Source organism: Shewanella putrefaciens (assembly GCF_016406305.1).
Lineage (GTDB): Bacteria > Pseudomonadota > Gammaproteobacteria > Enterobacterales > Shewanellaceae > Shewanella > Shewanella putrefaciens_C.
On the sequence record NZ_CP066369.1, the window covers coordinates 265795 to 285086 of the forward strand.

Here is a 19292-nt window from a genome sequence, read left to right on the forward strand (position 1 = left end):
TCTCATTGAGATGTAACAAAGCCAGCTGAATAAGCTGGCTTTTTTGCATCTGGAATAAGTAAATCCAAATAAACATTAAAGCCCTTGCCTCATCGCGAGGGCTTTTTGTTTTTGTAATATAAGGCTTGGTTAGCCTTAGACAATCTGTAGCGATTTGAAACTGCAATCATAAATACCATTACTGTGTGATGCTACTTGCATGGGTTGCTGCTGGATATTGTTGCCGACACGGCCGCTGCTGGGCTCTCTGGTGTATAGCTGTACTTTAACTCCTCAAAATTCAGTGTAATGTTTTCTGTTAAGCGATCCTCTCCTCCTGAACCACCCGTAGAAAGACTCGAGACCCATACATTCGTCAGTTCGATATTAATGTATTCGCTTTGCTCTCTTCCCGCTTTACGCATTACGAGTGTAGCTTTGGGATATTTAATATGGGTGACTTGATTCATCAGGAGTTCAGGTGATGCACTGTCTACGTATTTTGTGAGGCTGATATCTTGAATACAAACTTTGCGTGAGTCGCTACTGGCGCCCCATGACCATGCGAGTATATCTATTTCTCCACGGTGTTGGCTGTCTTGGCTTTCCCCATCTACTCCATCAATTTTTAAAAACATGTCGACTGCGGCTTGGGTATTGAGCGAGTAAATGCTCAATACACTGAGTAAAATCCATCTTTTGAACATAGTCATTCACCTTGTCGTGAGCTTGTGAGTACAACATTGAACTATCAGTTTAGTCGGTGTTTGCTATGAGTAGCGCAAAATTGCCCTGTAGCTGGGCGGATTTGTGCTCAGTGTTCACAGTTTCGCAGCAGTTAATTTCATTGTTTGTAGTTGCTATTCGGCGCGTGGTTACCTACCTTATGGCAAAACTTGTGATGTTTACTCAAGGGAAGATAATGAAATTAGAGATGATTTGTACTGGGGAAGAGGTGTTGGCGGGGCAGATTGTTGATACCAACGCCGCTTGGTTTGCTAGTACTATGATGGAGCATGGCATTGAAATTCAACGTCGAGTCACAGTGGGCGATCGCCTCGAGGATCTGATCGCGGTATTCCAAGAGCGTAGCTTACATGCCGATGTGATTTTAGTTAATGGCGGCCTAGGGCCGACCAGTGATGATATGTCAGCTTTAGCCATGGCGAAGGCGAAGGGCGAGTCATTGGTTGAGAATGCCGAGTGGCGTGAGCGTTTGGAGGACTGGTTTACTCGTAATAATCGTGTCATGCCCTTAAGTAACCTTAAACAGGCCATGTTGCCAGCCTCTGCGGTGATGGTCGATAACCCAGTGGGTACCGCCTGTGGTTTTAGAGTTAAGCTTAATCGTGCCTGGTTATTCTTTACCCCAGGTGTGCCTTTTGAGCTTAAGCATATGGTTACAGAACAGTTTGTGCCTTTTATCCGCGAAGAGTTTAATCTGGATGGAAAGGTTGCTTTAAAGAAGCTATTGACCATAGGCCATGGTGAATCGGCGTTGGCGGATAAGTTAGAGCCACTTGAGTTACCCGAGGGAATTACAATCGGTTATCGCTCTTCTATGCCGCATATTGAGATTAAGATTTTTGCCCGTGGCGAGAAGGCTATTGCGGTATTACCTCGCGTTGCTGGGCACATCAAAATGGTGCTGGGTACTGCGGTAGTCGCAGAAGATAAAGCCACTCTTGCCGAAGAAATTCATTATAAGCTACTAAACTCAGGCTTGACCTTAAGCGTTGCCGAGTCTTGCACCGGTGGTTTGATCACCAGTCAATTGGTCGATTTTCCCGGTAGTTCATCTTATTTACAGCACGGATTAGTGACTTATAGTAACGAATCTAAGGTTCGTGTCCTCGGAGTAAATCCTTCAACCTTAGACGATCACGGCGCAGTTTCAATTGCGACTGTGGAAGAAATGGCTAAGGGTGCAAGGCAAATATTGGACAGTGATTATGCGCTGGCAACCAGTGGTATTGCAGGACCCGATGGCGGCACAGAAGATAAGCCAGTGGGTACAGTTGCCATTGCATTAGCGACCCGCAATGGCGTTTATAGTCAGATGATCAAACTACCGAGACGTTCGCGGGATCTCGTGCGCAGTTTAAGCGCGGCAGTGGCCTACGATATGCTAAGACGTGAGCTTTTAGCTGAAGCTGTGATCGTCGATTATCAATCGATTGGGCGATTTAGCAAGTAAGGGATTTGTGGATATCTCTAAGCTAGAGTCTGTAAAAAAATGCTCCCGAGGGAGCATTTTTTATAGAAGATTATCGATAAAACGAGCCGTTATTTAGTGAACTTAAGCACTAATTTGCCAGGGGCAACTTGAATACTCTCGGTCATTTTTGCCATTAAGGCTTGATTGCTATCTTTTGTATCGAGCACATAGACGGCTTGGTTCTCTAAGAATAGTCTTAAATAGCCCATCACCTGCGGCGTGGCACTGCTGATGGCTTTTTCAATATCCTTTGGTGTTGACTCCACTTTGACTAATTCGAGCTGGCGCAGATAGACACTGTGGGTTGCGCTGTCATACCAAGGTTTAGCCTCGAACGTCGTAGTGAGTTTGGCACTCAATGGAAAGATCGGATTCTTAATCGATACTTGGGTTGCGGCACTCACACTCATAGTGTCAGGTTTTTCCCCTAGCCTGACACTGATGTCGTTAATGCGCACTTCTGCGCCAACGAATTGATTGCCTTGCTTAACCTCAAAGTGAATTTCTTTACTGAGGTACTGCTCCATTTCGCGCTCGCTGATACTGTACTGGGTGACGCAGCCGCCAAGCAGTACAGTGATCCCTAAGCAGATTGTGCGGGTGATTTTGTTCATTAACCTGTGTTTCTCATCCCCGCTGCCACACCAGCAATGGTCAGCATTAGTGCTAACTGTACATGTTCGGAGGCGGGTGTTTCAGTGGTTTCCTTACGTGTCCGCGCTAATAGCTCGGTCTGTAAGAAGTTTAATGGATCGATATAGGGATTGCGTAGTTTCACTGACTCGCGATTCCAAGGTGTATGCGCCATTAAACTATCCGATTTTGTCAGTTCGAGCACGACTTTAATGCCGAGATCTAAGCGTTGGCGCAGGGTTTCACCTAAATGGTGTAAGTCTTTTGGTACCAAGCAGGTTTCGTAGTAGCGAGCCAAATTAGGCTCAGCCTTAGCATAGACCATTTCCAGCATGGAAATTCGTGTGCTGAAGAAGGGCCATTCCCGTTCCATATCCTGCAGTAAACCCATCTCGCCACGCTCACTGGCGGCTTGTAAGGCTTCACCTGCACCGAGCCAGGCCGGTAACATCAAACGGTTTTGCGACCAAGCAAAGATCCACGGAATGGCACGTAGACTTTCGATGCCGCCATCGACACGCCGTTTGGCAGGGCGACTGCCGAGTGGTAGTTTACCTAGTTCCACCTCTGGTGTTGCCGCGCGGAAATAGGCTACAAAATCAGGCTCTTCGCGAACAATGCCCCGGTAAGCACTGACGGACTCCTGCGCGATACGTTCCATACAGTTGCGCCATTCTTGCTTAGGCTCCGGCGGAGGTAATAAAGTGGCCTCCAATACGGCCGAGGTATAAAGGGCTAGGCTTTGAACCGCGAGTTTGGGTAGACCAAACTTGAAGCGGATCATTTCACCCTGCTCGGTGACACGAATGCGGCCATCGACCGAACCTGGTGGTTGCGATAGGATTGCCTTGTGTGCTGGACCGCCTCCGCGACCAATACTGCCACCACGGCCATGGAACAAGGTGAGTTTGACACCCGCTTGCTTACAAACTGTAACTAACTGCTCCTGCGCCCGATACTGTGCCCAAGCCGCCGCCATAACACCGGCATCTTTGGCTGAGTCAGAGTAACCAATCATCACCTCTTGCATGCCTTTGGTATAGCCACGATACCAGTCGATATCGAGTAAATCGGTAATACACTCGGCGGCGTTATTTAAGTCACTCAAGGTTTCAAACAGTGGCACCACGCGCATTGAGTGTGAGCAACCTGTCTCTTTGAGTAGCAGTAACACGGTCAATACATCCGAGGGTTTGCTCGCCATCGAAATCACATAGGATCCAAGTGCTTTAGCCGGATGTTTAGCAATCAAACGGCAGGTACTAAGCACTTCGGCCACATCGGCAGAGGGTTGCCAGTTGCTGGGGATCAATGGCCGGCGATTGCTGAGTTCGCGTAATAGGAAGGCTTGTTTCTCGGTTTCATCCCAATGATTGAAATCACCCATGCCAAGGTAACGGGTTAGCTCGGCGAGCACATCGCAGTGGCGGCCAGCATCTTGGCGAATGTCGAGCCTGAGCATGTGAATGCCAAAGCAGGCGAGACGACGGAGAATATCGAGTAATAAACCGTTAGCGATCAAACGCATGCCGCAGTCGGTTAAACTCTTATAAAGCATTTCTAACGGCGCTTTGAGATCACTTTCTTGCCAAATTAGGCTCGACTTATCGACTTCAGGATTGTGGCCTTCGATACGAGCGTTTAAGTAATCTATGGTATCGCGCAGCTTTTGTCTTAATGAACGCAGCACAAAACGATAGGGTTCACAGCTATTGTTGGTGTAAGCCTTTAATTCATCATTGGCTTCTTCCATCGACAGCTCGCCGACCAGCAGCACTATATCCTTTAAAAACAATCTTGCCGCCGCATGGCGGTTGCGATCGAGCACTTCTTGGGTGACTTTGGCGGTCACAAAGGGGTTGCCGTCACGATCGCCGCCCATCCAGCTTGAAAATCGCACTGGTGCTATATCGATAGGTAATTGTTGGCCCGTGCGTTGCTGAACTTGGTCGTTAAGCTGTCTTAGGAAGTCAGGTACCGCATGCCAGAGGGATTCTTCAATAGTGGATAATCCCCAGCGAGCTTCATCAACTGGCGTTGGGCGCTCACGGCGGATCTCATTCGTGTGCCAGATTTGTGCGATTAATTGGCGCAGGCGCAGATTGATTTGCTGACGTTCTCTATCCGACAGTTGGTCGTTTTCTTGCTCGGCAAGGCAGTCGACAATCGCGGCGTATTTTTGGATCAGGGTGCGACGGGATATTTCCGTTGGATGGGCTGTGAGCACCAGATCTATATCTAATGTTTTTAAGCAATCCAACATCTTAGTTTGATCTATGCGGCCATTGAGCATACGGCCAAGCAGTTGCTCCACGGGATCGGGCACACAAACCAGCTCGTCACAGTTACGGCTAATGGTATGGAATTGCTCAGATAAGTTGGCGAGGTTGAGGAATTGGTTGAATGCTTTCGCAAACGGGACTAACTCTTCGTCTGGCAGGGCCGTTAGCAGCTCTAGCATTTGCTCCCTAGCCGCTTCATCACCACGGCGTGAGTCTTTTGCCAGCTTACGGATTTGTTCAACCTTCTCAAGAAAAGAATCGCCGAGGTGGGTGCGCATCGTATCGCCAAGGATTTGTCCTAACATACTCACGTTCGATCTTAATGACGCATACATATCCGTCACATTGTCTGCCTTGGTTACCACCATAGTTACTCCGAATAGAAAAACATAAGCATTTAGTCCGCTAGCACAATACCTATCACTTGGGGCTATGGTCAACAGCGGAACATATAACTTATACGACTGACTTATCTTATATGCAATCAATCCAAATAATTGTTGAGGAATATTCAATAGATATGCGAACTAACGCAATATTTTTTGATAATTAGCGCAAGTGAATATGAAGTGCATCATTTTCAGCTTTGCGGTTATGTATCTTAGCTGTTAATGAAAAGGACGAATTTAAGCCCCGATAGCTGCATTATTAACGAGTTAGCTGAAAAGTCACGGGGCGCCATGCTTTGGGAGAGTGCAGGAAAAACAAAAATAAATTAAAAATATATATTCACATATATTGCATAAGTAGATCTTTGTGGTAGTCTAGCCAGCAGTTGAGATGAGTCACCCTCTGTGACCTGTAGAGCGAATATCATGATGCAAAGCATTAACCTGACAGTGAATACAATAACAACCCATTACCATTTCCTGCGACGATAGTCTTGTCATCATAGGGATACGCTGCTGCGTGTACGCTATTCATCTATTCTTTAAGTTTCTTTGATTCGGTTTATAAAAATACATATGAAAAATATCGCCATTATTGGTGCCAGTGGTTACACAGGCGCACAGCTCACCGCTTTAATCCATGCCGAAGCAGGATTGACGATTCAGGGCTTGTATGTTTCTGAAAACAGTTTAGATAAAGGTAAACCTTTAGCGGATTTGTATCCGGTTTATAGTCATATTTCTTTATCTCTCTCGCCCTTAACCGACGAAGCTAAGGCAAAAATTGTGGCCGAAGCGGATGCCGTGGTGTTAGCGACTGAGCACTCGGTGAGCCTGCATTTAGCGGCTTGGTTTTATAGCCAAGGCTTAGCGGTATTCGATTTAAGCGGTGCCTATCGTTTTAGTGATGTGGCGCAATATCCGAAGTGGTATGGCTTTGAGCATGAATATCCTGAAGTTTTAGCCAAAGCCGTCTATGGCCTTGCCGAATGGAATGCTAAAGAAATCGCTGCGACTAAGATGATTGCAGTGCCAGGTTGTTACCCGACCGCATCATTGACAGCGTTAAAACCGTTAGCGAGTTTACTGACATCGGCTTATCCGGTTATCAATGCCGTGAGCGGCGTAACAGGTGCGGGCCGTAAAGCGCAGTTACATACCAGTTTTTGTGAAGTGAGCCTGACACCTTACGGCGTATTAGGCCACAGGCATCAACCCGAGATCGCCACTCAGCTTGGTCAAGAAGTGATATTTACCCCGCACCTTGGTAACTTTAAGCGTGGCATTTTAGCGACCATTACCGTGCAGCTAAAACCGGGCACCACCACCGCCGATGTCGCAGCGGCCTATAGTGTGTATGACCAGGCGCCATTGGTTACTGTGAAGCACAATCAGTTCCCGAAAGTGGATGATGTGGTGCTAACACCAAACTGTCACTTAGGTTGGAAGTTTGATGAGAATAGCGGCTACTTAGTGGTCGCTAGTGCCATCGATAATTTGATGAAAGGTGCTGCCAGCCAAGCGCTGCAATGCATAAAGATTCATTTTAACCTTTAATTGTTCATCGTTATTTAAGAGAGTCGTCAAGATGTCTACCAACAACTCAGTATTAGTGCTTAAAGTCGGCGGTGCGCTGCTGCAATGTGAAATGGGGATGGCGCGGTTAATGGAAACCGCTGCGGCTATGTTAGCTAATGGTCAGCAAGTGTTGATGGTACATGGCGGCGGCTGTCTGGTGGATGAGCAGTTAGCGGCTAATGGCATGAAAACCGTCAAGTTAGAGGGTTTACGTGTGACTCCGCCCGAGCAAATGCCGATTATTGCCGGTGCACTTGCGGGCACTTCGAACAAAATTCTTCAAGGCGCAGCGACTAAGGCTGGCATTGTGAGTGTGGGCATGAGCCTCGCCGATGGCAATACTGTTTCAGCAAAGATTAAAGATGAACGTTTAGGCCTAGTGGGCGAAGTCACGCCAAAAGATGGCACTTATCTTAAGTTTATCCTCGAGCAAGGTTGGATGCCGATTTGTAGCTCTATCGCCATGATGGACGATGGTCAAATGCTGAACGTCAATGCTGACCAAGCGGCGACGGCCTTAGCCAAATTAGTGGGCGGCAAGTTAGTGCTGCTGTCGGATGTGTCTGGGGTGCTCGATGGTAAAGGCCAGCTCATCCACAGTTTAAATGGCAAGCAGATAGCAGACCTTGTTAAACAAGGTGTGATCGAAAAGGGAATGAAGGTCAAAGTTGAAGCTGCGCTCGAAGTCGCGCAGTGGATGGGGCAGGCGGTTCAAGTTGCCTCGTGGCGTGATGCAAGCCAATTAATCGCATTAGCAAAAGGTGAAGCCGTGGGCACACAAATCCAACCATAAACGGAGTAGGTTATGAAGCATTTACTATCGATAAAAGACTTAACCCAGCAGCAGTTACAGGATCTCATTGCCTTGGCAAAGACGATCAAAGCCAATCCGGCTGAGTATCGCCATGCGCTGGATGGCAAGAGTGTGGTGATGTTATTTGAAAAGCCTTCACTCAGAACGCGCGTTAGCTTCGATATCGGTATTAATAAGCTCGGCGGCCACTGTTTATATCTAGACCAGCAAAATGGTGAACTGGGTAAACGGGAATCGGTCGCTGACTTTGCTTCTAACCTGTCCTGTTGGGCCGATGCGATTGTGGCGAGAACCTATTCCCATACGACCATAGAGCAATTAGCTCAGTTTGGCACAGTGCCTGTGATCAATGCGCTGTCGGATCTTTATCACCCGTGCCAAGCCTTAGCCGACTTTTTAACCCTCGCCGAGCAGTTTGAGGACGTCAGCAAAGCTAAATTAGCTTATGTGGGTGACGGTAATAATGTCACTAACTCGCTGATGTACTGCGCGGCTATTCTCGGTGCCACCATGACAGTGATCTGCCCTGCGGGTCACTTTCCTGATGGCTACGTAGTGGCAGAAGTGCAAGAACTCGCCAAGCGATATGGCGCTAAGATAGTGCTCACTTCTGATATCGATGCGATTGAAGGCCATGATGCTATCTATACTGATACTTGGATTTCCATGGGTGACCCAACGCCGCTGTCGGATATCAAAGCGAAGTTTGCACCATACCAAGTAAACAAGGCCTTAATGGCGAAAGCGGGCGCTAACTTCTTTATGCATTGTTTGCCCGCCCACCGTGGTGTAGAAGTAACAGATGAAGTGATGGACGGCGCAGGCTCCTTAATTCTGCAACAAGCCGAAAATCGGATGCATGCCCAAAATGCGGTACTGGTAACCTTATTTAGTTAAATTAACCCTGTTTAGCAGCCTGTTTTCTCCTAGGTGAGAAACGAGTCATAGGAATTTAAGATGTCTATCGAGATAAAAAATACTGGCGTGAAAAAAGTGGTTTTAGCCTATTCGGGTGGTCTAGATACCTCGGCCATCATTCCTTGGTTAAAAGAAAACTACGATAACTGCGAAATCATCGCATTCTGCGCCGACGTTGGCCAAGGCGAAGAGGAGCTGGTGGGCTTGACCGCAAAAGCCTTAGCTTCAGGTGCGTCTGAATGTCATATCGTCGATCTAAAAGAAGAATTCGTTAAAGACTATATCTACCCAACGATTGCGAGCGGTGCGATTTACGAAGGCACTTATTTACTCGGTACGTCAATGGCGCGCCCTATCATTGCCAAAGCGCAGGTTGAAGTGGCCCGTAAAGTAGGCGCCGATGCTCTATGCCACGGTTGTACCGGCAAAGGGAACGATCAAGTGCGTTTCGAAGGTTGCTTCGCGGCATTAGCCCCTGATTTAAAAGTGATTGCGCCATGGCGTGAGTGGACCATGCAGAGCCGTGAAGATCTGCTGGACTATTTAGCCGAGCGTAATATTAAGACGTCAGCATCAGCGACTAAAATCTATAGCCGTGATGCTAACGCCTTCCATATTTCCCATGAAGGCGGTGAGTTGGAAGATCCATGGAACGAGCCAAGCAAAGGCGTATGGACGCTGACTGCCGATCCTGAAGATGCACCGAACAAGCCTGAGTATGTGTCACTGGAAGTTGAAAATGGCCGTGTGACTAAAGTGAACGGCGAGGCGTTAACACCCTATGCTGTGCTGATGAAGCTGAATGCCATTGCAGCCCCCCACGGTGTGGGCCGTATCGATATCACCGAAAATCGTTTAGTGGGTATGAAGTCCCGCGGTTGTTACGAAACTCCCGGCGGCACTGTGATGTTCGCAGCACTACGTGCGATTGAAGAGTTAGTGTTGGATAAAACCAGCCGTAACTGGCGTGAGCAGGTTGGCGCACAAATGGCGCATCTAGTGTATGACGGCCGTTGGTTCACGCCACTGTGCAAGTCACTGCTGGCAGCATCTGAGTCATTGGCTGAATCAGTAAACGGTGAAGTGGTTGTTAAGCTCTACAAAGGCCAAGCAACGGCAGTGAAGAAGCGTTCACCTAACAGCTTGTACTCCGAAGCGTTTGCCACCTTCGGTGAAGATCAAGTGTACGATCAAAAACACGCAGAAGGCTTTATCCGCCTGTACTCATTAGCGAGCCGCATCCGCGCACTCAACGCTAAGTAATAGGTCGACAGAAAGGGCGCCTAGCGCCCTTTTTTATATCGTTAGGATTGGCTTGAACGAATTAAAAGCAGTGACAGAGGGGATTTAGCATGGCTTTATGGGGTGGAAGATTTCAGGGCGAAACCAGCGCGCTATTTAAATTATTTAACGATTCGCTACCCGTGGATTATCGCCTGTTCGAGCAGGATGTGGTCGGCTCTATCGCTTGGGCGGATGCGATTGCTAGCGTGGGAATTATCACGGCCACTGAATGCAGCGACTTGAAAAAAGCACTCAATGAGCTGCTGGTGGAAGTGCAGGGCGATCCAGCCATTATTCTCGCCTCGGGCGCCGAAGATATTCACAGTTTCGTCGAGTCGGCCTTGATTGCCAAAGTGGGCGATCTGGGTAAAAAACTCCATACTGGCCGTAGCCGTAACGATCAAGTCGCCACCGATTTAAAGCTTTGGTGTCAATCCGAAGGCAAAGCATTACTCGCGCGTCTTCACAGCTTACATGCTGAATTGCTGGCCTTGGCTGAACGTGAATTTGATGCTGTCATGCCAGGTTATACTCACTTGCAGCGCGCCCAACCTGTGACCTTTGGCCACTGGTGTTTGGCCTATGTGGAAATGATTGAGCGGGATATCAGCCGTTTATCCGATGCGTTAACCCGTGCGAACACTTGCCCATTAGGTTCAGGCGCTCTTGCTGGCACGGCCTATAAAATGGATCGACATGCACTGGCTGCGGCGCTCAACTTTGCTGCGCCAACGCTGAATAGCTTAGACAGCGTATCAGACAGAGATCACGTGGTAGAACTTTGTTCAACCGCATCGATCAGCATGATGCATTTGAGCCGTATGGCCGAAGATCTGATCTTCTTTAACTCGGGTGAAGCAAACTTTATTTCCCTGAGTGATGAAGTGACCTCTGGTTCATCCCTGATGCCACAGAAGAAAAATCCCGATGCATTAGAGCTTATCCGTGGCAAAACCGGCCGGGTTTATGGCAGTTTAGTGGGTATTCTGACTACCATGAAAGCGCTGCCTTTGGCATACAACAAAGATATGCAGGAAGATAAAGAAGGCCTGTTTGATGTCGTCGATAGCTGGGCAATTTGCCTCGATATGGCGGCGTTAGTGTTATCGGGTTTGAAGGTTAATCGTCCTAATGCGCTGTTAGCCGCGCAGCAAGGTTATGCAAATTCTACTGAGCTGGCCGATTATTTGGTGTCTAAAGGCATGCCGTTCCGTGAGGCGCACCATGTTGTCGGTGAAGTGGTGGTTGCCGCAATTGCGAAGCAAATTCCGCTGGAGGATTTCTCCTTGGCTGAGTTAAAAACCTTTGCCGCCATTATTGAGGAGGATGTTTATCCCAACCTCACTATTGAAGCCTGTTTAGCGAAACGCGATGTGCTCGGCGGTACCGCTCTGCCGCAAATTCAACAGGCAATAGCGGCGAAAAAAGCTCGTTAACGAGCTTGTTTAAACCAATAAAAAACGCGACTTTAGGTCGCGTTGTTTATTGGCTATTACTCGTATAGGTAATGACTTTTTATCACTCGTTTACTGGAATAGGTCATCCGCTGGCGCATCGATGAAAAGGTTATTTTCATCCTGAGTTTCGCTGATATATTCCTTCGGCTCTGTGCCAGAGATAAAGTATTCGAACGCGCTGGTGTAATCGGTTTTGCGAGTCAGTTTGCCCGTCGCTAGATCGATCCGCACAGAGACAATTCCTTCGGGTGGAATCGCCGTGGTTTCCGGCGTGCCCTTTAGCACATTGTGCATAAACTCATTCCAACCTGGTCCTGCGGTTTTCGCTCCGGCTTCGGTGCCTGTGATCTGATCTTTTTCACCGTTGGCATTCCATGCGGTTCTACCCAGTTGGCGACCGTGATCGTCGAATCCGACCCAGAAAGTGCTAGTAAGTGTTGGGCTAAAACCACTGAACCAAGTATCGCGGGATTCGTTGGTCGTACCCGTTTTGCCGGCAATATCGTGTCGTTTAATTAACTGGGCCGCACGCCAAGCCGTACCTTGCCAGCCGGTGCCTTTACTCCAATCACCACCACCCCAGATCACGCTCTTTAGTGCTTCGGTAATTAAGAAAGCGGTTTGCTCGGAAATAATTTGTGGTGCAAAACGCCCCGTCTGTTCAAAGCACTGCGCCACAGGCGCTTCAGCGGCTAAGTTGTTGTCACCAAAAGCCATCACTTCGTCTGAAGACTGCGCCGTAGCCCCATTGGGTTTACAGGCCAACGTCGGATTGGCTCTTTCAATCACATTGCCATAGGAGTCTTCTACACGCTCAATATAGAAGGGTTCCACTAAGAAGCCGCCATTAGCAAACGCATTAAAGGCGGTAGCGACTTGCAGAGGCGTGACCGAAGGGGAACCTAAGGCTAAAGATTCGTTACGCGGTAAGTCATTAGGGTCAAAGCCAAATTTGGTGAGTTTGCCAATGGCAGCATCTAAACCAATATGGCGCATGGCCCGTACCGACATTACGTTGATCGACTGTGCTAACCCCACACGTAGGCGAGTTGGACCACCGTAGATATCGGGCGAGTTTTTAGGGCGCCATGCGGTGCCTTGGCTAATGTCGGGTTTGTTGATCGGCGCGTTGTTAATTAAGGTTGCGAGGGTAAAACCTTTTTCTAATGCCGCGGCATAGATGAAAGGCTTGATATTTGAACCTAATTGACGCTTGGCCTGAGTCACGCGGTTATATTGGCTCTGGCTAAAACTATAACCCCCCACTAAGGTTCGAATGGCACCATTATAGGGATCGAGCGATACGGTGGCGCTGGCAACTTCGGGCACTTGGGACAACTGCAAATGCTGGCCGTTATTGCGGATCCAAATGCGTTCACCGACATTGAGCATATCGGCGGCGGACTTAGGCACAGCGCCCTGGCGTTTATCGGTAATAAATTTGCGCGCCCACTTAAGCCCATCCCACTCGATGATTTTTGTTTCACCTTTCGCTGTGAGTACCTTGGCCTGTTGACCGTCGATACTTAATACCGCCGCAGGTTGTAACTCCTGCACTGGGACTATCTTGGCGAGTTCGGCTTGGATTTGGGCGTTATCAGGTTTGACATCCGTCCAAAGGACCGCTGCAGGGCCGCGGTAGCCATGGCGTTCATCGTAGGCGTAGACGTTATTACGCAAAGCTTGCTGGGCGAGGAGTTGAAGATCTGAAGAAATCGTCGTGTAGACGTTGTAGCCATTGGTGTAGGCTGCTTCTTCACCATACTTCTGCACCATATAATCCCGTGCCATCTCTGAAATATAAGGGGCGTAGAGATCAATTTCGGCGCCATGGTACTTAGCGACTAAAGGTTCTTGCAAAGCGGCTTCATATTCAGCTTGATTGATATAGCCCACTTCATTCATCCGCATTAAAACGACATTTCGGCGAGCCAATGCGCGCGAAGGCGAAGTAATAGGATTAAGAGTCGAAGGTGCCTTAGGCAAACCCGCAATCAGGCTCATTTCTGAGAGGCTGAGATCCTGCACATTCTTACCAAAATACACCTGTGCGGCGGCCCCCACACCGTAGGCCCGTTGACCTAAGTAAATTCGGTTAACGTATAGCTCGAGGATTTCGTCTTTGGTGAGTAATTGTTCGATGTGATAGGAAATAAAAATTTCTTTCACTTTACGAATAATCGTTTTATCGCGGGTAAGGAAGAAGTTACGCGCCACCTGCATTGTGATGGTACTCGCACCTTGCTTTTTCTCTCCCGTCGTCAGCATCACGATCGCGGCACGCAGGACGCCGACAGGATCAATACCGCCATGCTCATAGAAGCGTGCATCTTCCGTTGCAAGGAAAGCTTGCAGCAAAGGTTTAGGCACTTCATCTAGCTTTAATGGAATACGGCGCTTCTCACCAAACTGAGAGATCAGTTTGCCGTCACTGCTATAAATGCGCAAAGGTGTTTGTAATTGCACATTTTTTAGTGTTGAAACATCCGGTAGGTCCGGCAAAACATAAAAGTATGCTGCAACAATGGCGCCTACGCCCAGAAGGGCTAGACTGAATAGAGCTATAACAATACGTTTTAACCACTTCACCTAAATTGATCCTAATGTTCAGTTAAGTGCGACAGTATATAAGGCGCGCACGTCTTGGTGAAGCAAAAACGTGATAGCACTAAAATAGCATTTGTAAAATCTTGAAACATTCTATACAAATACGTTTAACGAGTTGATTTTGTGCTAATCTCTTTTACTGAAATACAAATAATAAAGTGACAACGGATTATGCTTTCAAATTTATGGAAGCGTCAGGCTCCGCAGATGGTTGGAATCGATATCGGTTCCCACGAAGTTAAGGCCATTTTGCTGAGTAAGACTGCTGATGGATACAAAATATTAAGTCATGCAGCGGTTCCCGTAAAAAAGGGAGCTATTAACGATCATGATATTCGTGATGCCGATGCCGTTGTCGAATGTTTAAGGCAAATAAAGCGAACTTTACCTAAATCGGTAAAATACGCTGCGGTCGCGGTATCGGGTTCGGCGGTCATGACCAAAGTGATCTACATGGACGCTTCGCTTAGCGAAGAAGAAATGGAGGCGCAGATTGAGATTGAGGCCGACAACCTTATTCCCTATTCCCTCGATGAAGTCAGCATTGATTTTGAAACCTTGAATGTTAACAGCACAGATCCTTCTAAGGTCGATGTGCTGCTCAGTGCTTGCCGTACCGATAATATCGATGTGAGGGTCGATGCCTTAGATGAGGTCGAACTCGAAACAAAAGTCGTTGATGTTGAAGGCTATGCCCTAGGACGTGCGGTCGAATTAGTGCTAGGTCAACTGCCCGAAGGCGCTCGACAGAAAGCCGTTGCCATGGTCGATATCGGTGCCAACATGACCACTTTCTGTGTAGTTGAGTCCGGTGAAACCACCTTTATCCGTGAACAGGCCTTTGGTGGTGAGTTATTTACGCAGTCGATTTTATCTTTTTATGGCATGTCCTACGAGCAAGCTGAAAAAGCCAAGATTGAAGGTGATTTGCCGCGTAATTACATGTTTGAAGTGTTATCTCCCTTCCAAGCGCAGTTGTTACAGCAGATTAAACGTACCTTGCAAATTTATTGTACTTCGAGTGGAAAAGATAAAGTCGATTACCTCGTATTATGTGGCGGAACATCTAAACTGGAAGGCATGGCTAATTTATTGGCCAATGAATTAGGTGTTCACACTATTATTGCGGATCCTTTTCAAGGATGTTTGCACGCAGACGAATCGGTAAAAAATATCCTGCAACCTAACATCAGCAAATATATGGTTGCTTGTGGCTTAGCGCTGAGGAGCTACGGTCAATGGCGAACATAAACCTGCTTCCCTGGCGTGAAGAGGCAAGAGAAAAACAGAAACGTGATTACATTGGTATATTGGCCGCTGTATTTTTAGGCTCTGCCATTTTAGTGTACGTGGCGCTTTCCTTACTGGAAATGATGACCGATGAGCAAAGGGGGCGTAATGCTTATCTGCAATCGGAAATACAGTTACTCGAAAGGCAAATTGCCGAAATTAAAAAAATCACTGAACGTAAGAAAGACATCGAGCGTCGAACGGAAATTATTCTCAACCTTCAACAATCACGTAATTTACCTACCCATGTGTTGGATGAATTAGTGCGCATTGTCCCACCTGGGATATACCTTTCAAATCTTGAGAAGAAAGGGAGCCTATTGCTGATTGAAGGCCGCAGCGAGTCCAACAATAACGTCGCAAATATGATGCGTAAGGTTAAAGCTTCCGAGTGGCTAACGGATCCCAATATGCAATCTATCGTGACTCAAGAAGATGAGTTAAGGCAATTGCAACGCTTTAGTTTAAGGGTGAGCATCAAAGGCGCTATCGTTGAAGAGCCTGCAAAAGCGGCAAAAGGAGCGAGTAAATGAAACTCGATCTAAGTCAGTTTAATGATATCGACTTCGAAAATATTGGCGCTTGGCCTAATCAGGTTAAAACCTTTTTCGCAATTTTATTGGCACTCTGTGTGTTTGCTGCGGGTTATTTTCTGGTTGTGTCCGATGCAATAGATGTTTATAACGCGGAACAAAATAAAGAAGTGCAGTTACGGGATGACTTTAAGAATAAGTATCAACTCGCAGCCAACTTAAAACTCTACCGTGAGCAATTAGCCATCATGGAAGAGCAGTTTGCTGAACTGCTGAAGATGCTGCCCTCTGAAAATGAAATGCCGGGATTACTCGACGATTTAACCTTTGCCGCCACTGATGCGGGTTTACGTATCAAAAGTTTAAATTGGGAGACTGAAATTGAACGGGATTTTTATATTGAATTCCCGATTAAAATGTCAGTGACAGGGGATTATCATCAAATCGGTAATATGGTGAGTGGTGTTGCAAAGTTGCCTCGAATTGTCAGTTTGCACGATTTTACGATTAAACGAGATGAGGCTGGTAACTTAGCTATGGACATCTTAGCTAAGACGTATCGCTTTAAAGAAGGTGCTGAGCTGCCCCCTGAAAAGCCTGCCAATCAAAAGGGGAAGAAATAATGAAACTCTTACCTTTATTGGCATTTAGTCTTTTTTTAATGGGTTGTGTTGGCGATCGTAGTGATTTAGAGCTATTTGTTACTACAACGAAAGCGCAACATGTGGCCCATATTCCACCCTTGAAAGAGCCACCCAAGTTTGAACATTTTGCCTATCAGGCAGAATTAATGCGTAGTCCCTTTGTTCCACCTTCTCGAGAATTAACGGAAGAAGTGATTGATACCAGCAAAAATTGCTTACAACCGGATTTGAAACGTCGTAAGGGACGATTAGAAACCTATGCGTTAGATAACCTGAAAATGCGTGGCACTTTGAAAGACGCCGATATGACTTGGGCACTCGTAGAGACCAATGATGGTAGCGTATATCGGATGGGAGTGGGCGAGTACTTAGGTTTATTTAATGGCCGCATAGTTAAAGTGACTTCACAGAGTGTTGAAGTAATAGAATTAATTCCAGATGGTTCTGGTTGTTGGTCCGAGCGATCAAACAGCATAGTTCTTTCTGGAGAATAACGAGCGAAGGATGAGGGAATAATGAAATCTTCTGCCGCGATAAAAATCCCGTTAATATCTTCAGGCTTGGTCAAGTCTGTTATTGGGATCGCATTGGTATTTGGAGTTTTGCCGTCGAGTTTTGCGGCAAATCGATTATTAGATGTCAAATACCATGCCTTGGTCGATCACCAATTAGAGGTTGAACTGGTCTTTGAAGAGGCGGTGACACCGCCAGTCATCGATTCCAATGCTGCGCCAGCAGAATTGGTATTAACCTTTGGTGATAGCATTTCTGGCTTATCTAAAGACCGCCTACCTATTAATCAAGTGGGCGTGAATGAAATAACCACTACGCAGCAAGATACAAGCCTTAAAGTCGCCTTAGGTTTATCTAAGGTAAAACCCTATCAGGGCGCTGTGGTTGGGAATTCCTATCGTTTAACCATCAATGATAATGTCGCGGGAACGCAGGCGAATACGGACAATCCCTTCGTTAATAGTGTCAGTAATATCGATTTTCGGCGCAATGACAAGGGGGGCGGAGAGTTATTAGTTTCTCTAAATAACCGCTCAGTGGCTGTCAACGTTGAACAAATTGGCGCTAAGTTAGAGGTACAACTCTATAACACAGACATTAAGAGTGACTTACTCTATGTCATGGATGTGCAAGACTTCTCTACGCCAGTAAAGAGTTTCGAAACTTTCAAAGAAGATTTAACGACACGGATCTTGATTGATGTTGCTGGCAATTATGAGTTCAACTATAAACAGGAAGATAAGCTGTTTAGGCTCTCAATCAACAAAGTTGAGCGGGTTGCGACAACGAAAGAAGATAAAAAATATAACGGTAAAACCCTATCACTTAACTTCCAAAGTATTTCCGTTCGAACGGTATTGCAGATTATTGCCGATTATAACAATTTTAACCTTGTGACCAGTGATACGGTTGAAGGGGATATCACCCTAAGACTAGACGATGTGCCATGGGATCAAGCGTTGGATTTGATTCTACAGACTAAGGGATTAGATAAGCGCATCGAAGGTAATATTTTGATGGTGGCTCCGAGTGAAGAGCTTGCGATTCGTGAGAGCCAAAATCTTAAGAATCAACAGGAAGTGAAGGAGCTTGAGCCACTTTATTCTGAATATTTGCAGATCAATTATGCCAAAGCGATAGATATAGCTGAGTTGTTAAAGAGCGCGGATTCGAGTTTATTGTCTCCTCGAGGTTCCGTTGCGGTCGATGAGCGTACGAACACTGTGCTAGTAAAGGATACCGCTGAGACCATAGAGAATATTCATCGCTTAGTCGAAGTGCTCGATATCCCCATCCGCCAAGTGTTGATTGAATCTCGTATGGTGACGGTAAAAGATGACGTTTCGGAAGACTTAGGTATTCGCTGGGGAGTTACCGACCAGCAGGGAACCAAAGGGACTTCAGGTTCGCTTGAAGGCGCTGAAAGTATCGCCAATGGCACAGTCCCCTCCATAAATGATCGTTTGAATGTTAACTTGCCCGCCGCGGTGACGAACCCAACGAGTATTGCCTTCCATGTCGCTAAATTGGCGGACGGTACCATTCTTGATTTGGAATTAAGTGCGTTAGAGCAAGAAAATAAAGGGGAGATTATTGCTAGCCCTCGTATTACCACCTCTAACCAAAAATCGGCTTATATTGAACAGGGTGTCGAGATCCCCTACGTGCAATCCACTTCAAGTGGTGCGACGTCGGTCACCTTCAAAAAAGCGGTGCTTTCCCTAAGGGTGACACCGCAAATTACTCCCGATAATCGAGTGATTCTTGATCTTGAAATTACTCAGGATTCGCAGGGTAAAACCGTAGATACGCCAACAGGGCCTGCGGTGGCGATTGACACTCAGCGTATCGGTACTCAAGTGCTCGTCGATAACGGAGAAACTATCGTTCTGGGGGGGATTTACCAACAAAACTTAATTAGTCGTGTTAGTAAAGTGCCTGTTTTGGGTGATATTCCACTGGTTGGTTTCTTGTTTAGGAGCACAACAGACAAAAATGAACGCCAGGAGCTGCTGATTTTCGTGACACCCAAGATCGTGGATGAGAAGCTCTAATCATTTGTTGTACATTGAATAAAGCCAGCAGCCCTTGCTGGCTTTATGATGTCTGAAATACAATTCTTAGATAAATAGCGCGCATGACTTGCCATAGTA

The 19292-nt window shown here is 46.9% G+C and carries 15 protein-coding genes; 11 read left to right on the top strand and 4 right to left on the bottom strand.

Features of this window, described 5'->3' with window-relative positions:
• Positions 1–191: 191 nt before the first annotated feature.
• Positions 192–686: an Hcp family type VI secretion system effector gene (locus tag JFT56_RS01220; RefSeq protein ID WP_198781938.1), complete on the bottom strand. Its 495-nt coding sequence runs from the start codon at positions 684–686 to the stop codon at positions 192–194.
• A gap of 215 nt (positions 687–901) precedes the next feature.
• On the opposite strand from JFT56_RS01220, the gene JFT56_RS01225 reads away from it, so the two are divergent.
• Positions 902–2176: a CinA family nicotinamide mononucleotide deamidase-related protein gene (locus tag JFT56_RS01225; RefSeq protein ID WP_198781939.1), complete on the top strand. Its 1275-nt coding sequence runs from the start codon at positions 902–904 to the stop codon at positions 2174–2176.
• 89 nt (positions 2177–2265) lie between these two features.
• Here JFT56_RS01225 and JFT56_RS01230 read toward each other — a convergent pair whose 3' ends face one another.
• Positions 2266–2811 (bottom strand): DUF1439 domain-containing protein, encoded by a 546-nt coding sequence (locus tag JFT56_RS01230; RefSeq protein WP_198781940.1) that lies wholly within the window; start codon positions 2809–2811, stop codon positions 2266–2268.
• Positions 2811–5480, bottom strand: a complete 2670-nt coding sequence (gene ppc, locus JFT56_RS01235; protein WP_198781941.1) for a phosphoenolpyruvate carboxylase — start codon at positions 5478–5480, stop codon at positions 2811–2813. Before ppc ends, JFT56_RS01230 begins: the two co-directional genes overlap by 1 nt.
• 597 nt (positions 5481–6077) lie before the next feature.
• Here ppc and argC point away from each other — a divergent pair.
• From argC to argH, 5 genes are all read left to right on the top strand, one after another.
• A complete protein-coding gene (gene argC / locus JFT56_RS01240; RefSeq protein WP_198781942.1) occupies positions 6078–7058 on the top strand; it encodes an N-acetyl-gamma-glutamyl-phosphate reductase in 981 nt (326 codons plus the stop codon).
• Between the two features lie 31 nt (positions 7059–7089).
• Positions 7090–7872 (top strand): acetylglutamate kinase, encoded by a 783-nt coding sequence (gene argB, locus JFT56_RS01245; RefSeq protein ID WP_198781943.1) that lies wholly within the window; start codon positions 7090–7092, stop codon positions 7870–7872.
• A gap of 12 nt (positions 7873–7884) precedes the next feature.
• Positions 7885–8790: an ornithine carbamoyltransferase gene (locus JFT56_RS01250; protein ID WP_198781944.1), complete on the top strand. Its 906-nt coding sequence runs from the start codon at positions 7885–7887 to the stop codon at positions 8788–8790.
• Positions 8791–8850: 60 nt separating this feature from the next.
• Positions 8851–10074: an argininosuccinate synthase gene (locus JFT56_RS01255; protein WP_198781945.1), complete on the top strand. Its 1224-nt coding sequence runs from the start codon at positions 8851–8853 to the stop codon at positions 10072–10074.
• A gap of 89 nt (positions 10075–10163) precedes the next feature.
• A complete protein-coding gene (gene argH / locus JFT56_RS01260) occupies positions 10164–11531 on the top strand; it encodes an argininosuccinate lyase (RefSeq protein ID WP_198781946.1) in 1368 nt (455 codons plus the stop codon).
• Between the two features lie 90 nt (positions 11532–11621).
• On the opposite strand, the gene JFT56_RS01265 is transcribed toward argH, so the two are convergent.
• Entirely contained in the window at positions 11622–14141 is a 2520-nt protein-coding gene (locus JFT56_RS01265; RefSeq protein WP_198781947.1) for a penicillin-binding protein 1A, read from the bottom strand.
• A 189-nt stretch (positions 14142–14330) separates the two neighbouring features.
• On the opposite strand from JFT56_RS01265, the gene JFT56_RS01270 reads away from it, so the two are divergent.
• The 5 genes from JFT56_RS01270 to JFT56_RS01290 are packed head-to-tail and all read left to right on the top strand — an operon-like array spanning position 14331 to position 19193.
• Positions 14331–15410, top strand: a complete 1080-nt coding sequence (locus JFT56_RS01270) for a pilus assembly protein PilM (protein ID WP_037459539.1) — start codon at positions 14331–14333, stop codon at positions 15408–15410.
• Positions 15398–15982 carry a PilN domain-containing protein gene (locus JFT56_RS01275; protein WP_198781948.1) on the top strand — a complete coding sequence of 195 codons (585 nt, stop codon included), beginning with the start codon at positions 15398–15400 and terminating at the stop codon, positions 15980–15982. The genes JFT56_RS01270 and JFT56_RS01275 overlap by 13 nt, the downstream gene beginning before the upstream one ends.
• Positions 15979–16605 (top strand): type 4a pilus biogenesis protein PilO, encoded by a 627-nt coding sequence (locus tag JFT56_RS01280; RefSeq protein ID WP_198781949.1) that lies wholly within the window; start codon positions 15979–15981, stop codon positions 16603–16605. Before JFT56_RS01275 ends, JFT56_RS01280 begins: the two co-directional genes overlap by 4 nt.
• Complete coding sequence (locus JFT56_RS01285) at positions 16605–17120, top strand: pilus assembly protein PilP (RefSeq protein ID WP_198781950.1); 516 nt, start codon at positions 16605–16607, stop codon at positions 17118–17120. Before JFT56_RS01280 ends, JFT56_RS01285 begins: the two co-directional genes overlap by 1 nt.
• A gap of 21 nt (positions 17121–17141) precedes the next feature.
• Complete coding sequence (locus JFT56_RS01290; protein WP_198781951.1) at positions 17142–19193, top strand: type IV pilus secretin PilQ; 2052 nt, start codon at positions 17142–17144, stop codon at positions 19191–19193.
• The last annotated feature ends 99 nt before the right edge of the window (positions 19194–19292 follow it).

What these genes read in the sequence shown, in the direction of transcription:
- JFT56_RS01220 (WP_198781938.1), bottom strand. Translation starts at nt 686, where the DNA reads ATGTTCAAAAGATGGATTTTACTCAGTGTATTGAGCATTTACTCGCTC.
- JFT56_RS01225 (WP_198781939.1), top strand. Translation starts at nt 902, where the DNA reads ATGAAATTAGAGATGATTTGTACTGGGGAAGAGGTGTTGGCGGGGCAG.
- JFT56_RS01230 (WP_198781940.1), bottom strand. Translation starts at nt 2,811, where the DNA reads ATGAACAAAATCACCCGCACAATCTGCTTAGGGATCACTGTACTGCTT.
- ppc (WP_198781941.1), bottom strand. Translation starts at nt 5,480, where the DNA reads ATGGTGGTAACCAAGGCAGACAATGTGACGGATATGTATGCGTCATTA.
- argC (WP_198781942.1), top strand. Translation starts at nt 6,078, where the DNA reads ATGAAAAATATCGCCATTATTGGTGCCAGTGGTTACACAGGCGCACAG.
- argB (WP_198781943.1), top strand. Translation starts at nt 7,090, where the DNA reads ATGTCTACCAACAACTCAGTATTAGTGCTTAAAGTCGGCGGTGCGCTG.
- JFT56_RS01250 (WP_198781944.1), top strand. Translation starts at nt 7,885, where the DNA reads ATGAAGCATTTACTATCGATAAAAGACTTAACCCAGCAGCAGTTACAG.
- JFT56_RS01255 (WP_198781945.1), top strand. Translation starts at nt 8,851, where the DNA reads ATGTCTATCGAGATAAAAAATACTGGCGTGAAAAAAGTGGTTTTAGCC.
- argH (WP_198781946.1), top strand. Translation starts at nt 10,164, where the DNA reads ATGGCTTTATGGGGTGGAAGATTTCAGGGCGAAACCAGCGCGCTATTT.
- JFT56_RS01270 (WP_037459539.1), top strand. Translation starts at nt 14,331, where the DNA reads ATGCTTTCAAATTTATGGAAGCGTCAGGCTCCGCAGATGGTTGGAATC.
- JFT56_RS01275 (WP_198781948.1), top strand. Translation starts at nt 15,398, where the DNA reads ATGGCGAACATAAACCTGCTTCCCTGGCGTGAAGAGGCAAGAGAAAAA.
- JFT56_RS01280 (WP_198781949.1), top strand. Translation starts at nt 15,979, where the DNA reads ATGAAACTCGATCTAAGTCAGTTTAATGATATCGACTTCGAAAATATT.
- JFT56_RS01285 (WP_198781950.1), top strand. Translation starts at nt 16,605, where the DNA reads ATGAAACTCTTACCTTTATTGGCATTTAGTCTTTTTTTAATGGGTTGT.
- JFT56_RS01290 (WP_198781951.1), top strand. Translation starts at nt 17,142, where the DNA reads ATGAAATCTTCTGCCGCGATAAAAATCCCGTTAATATCTTCAGGCTTG.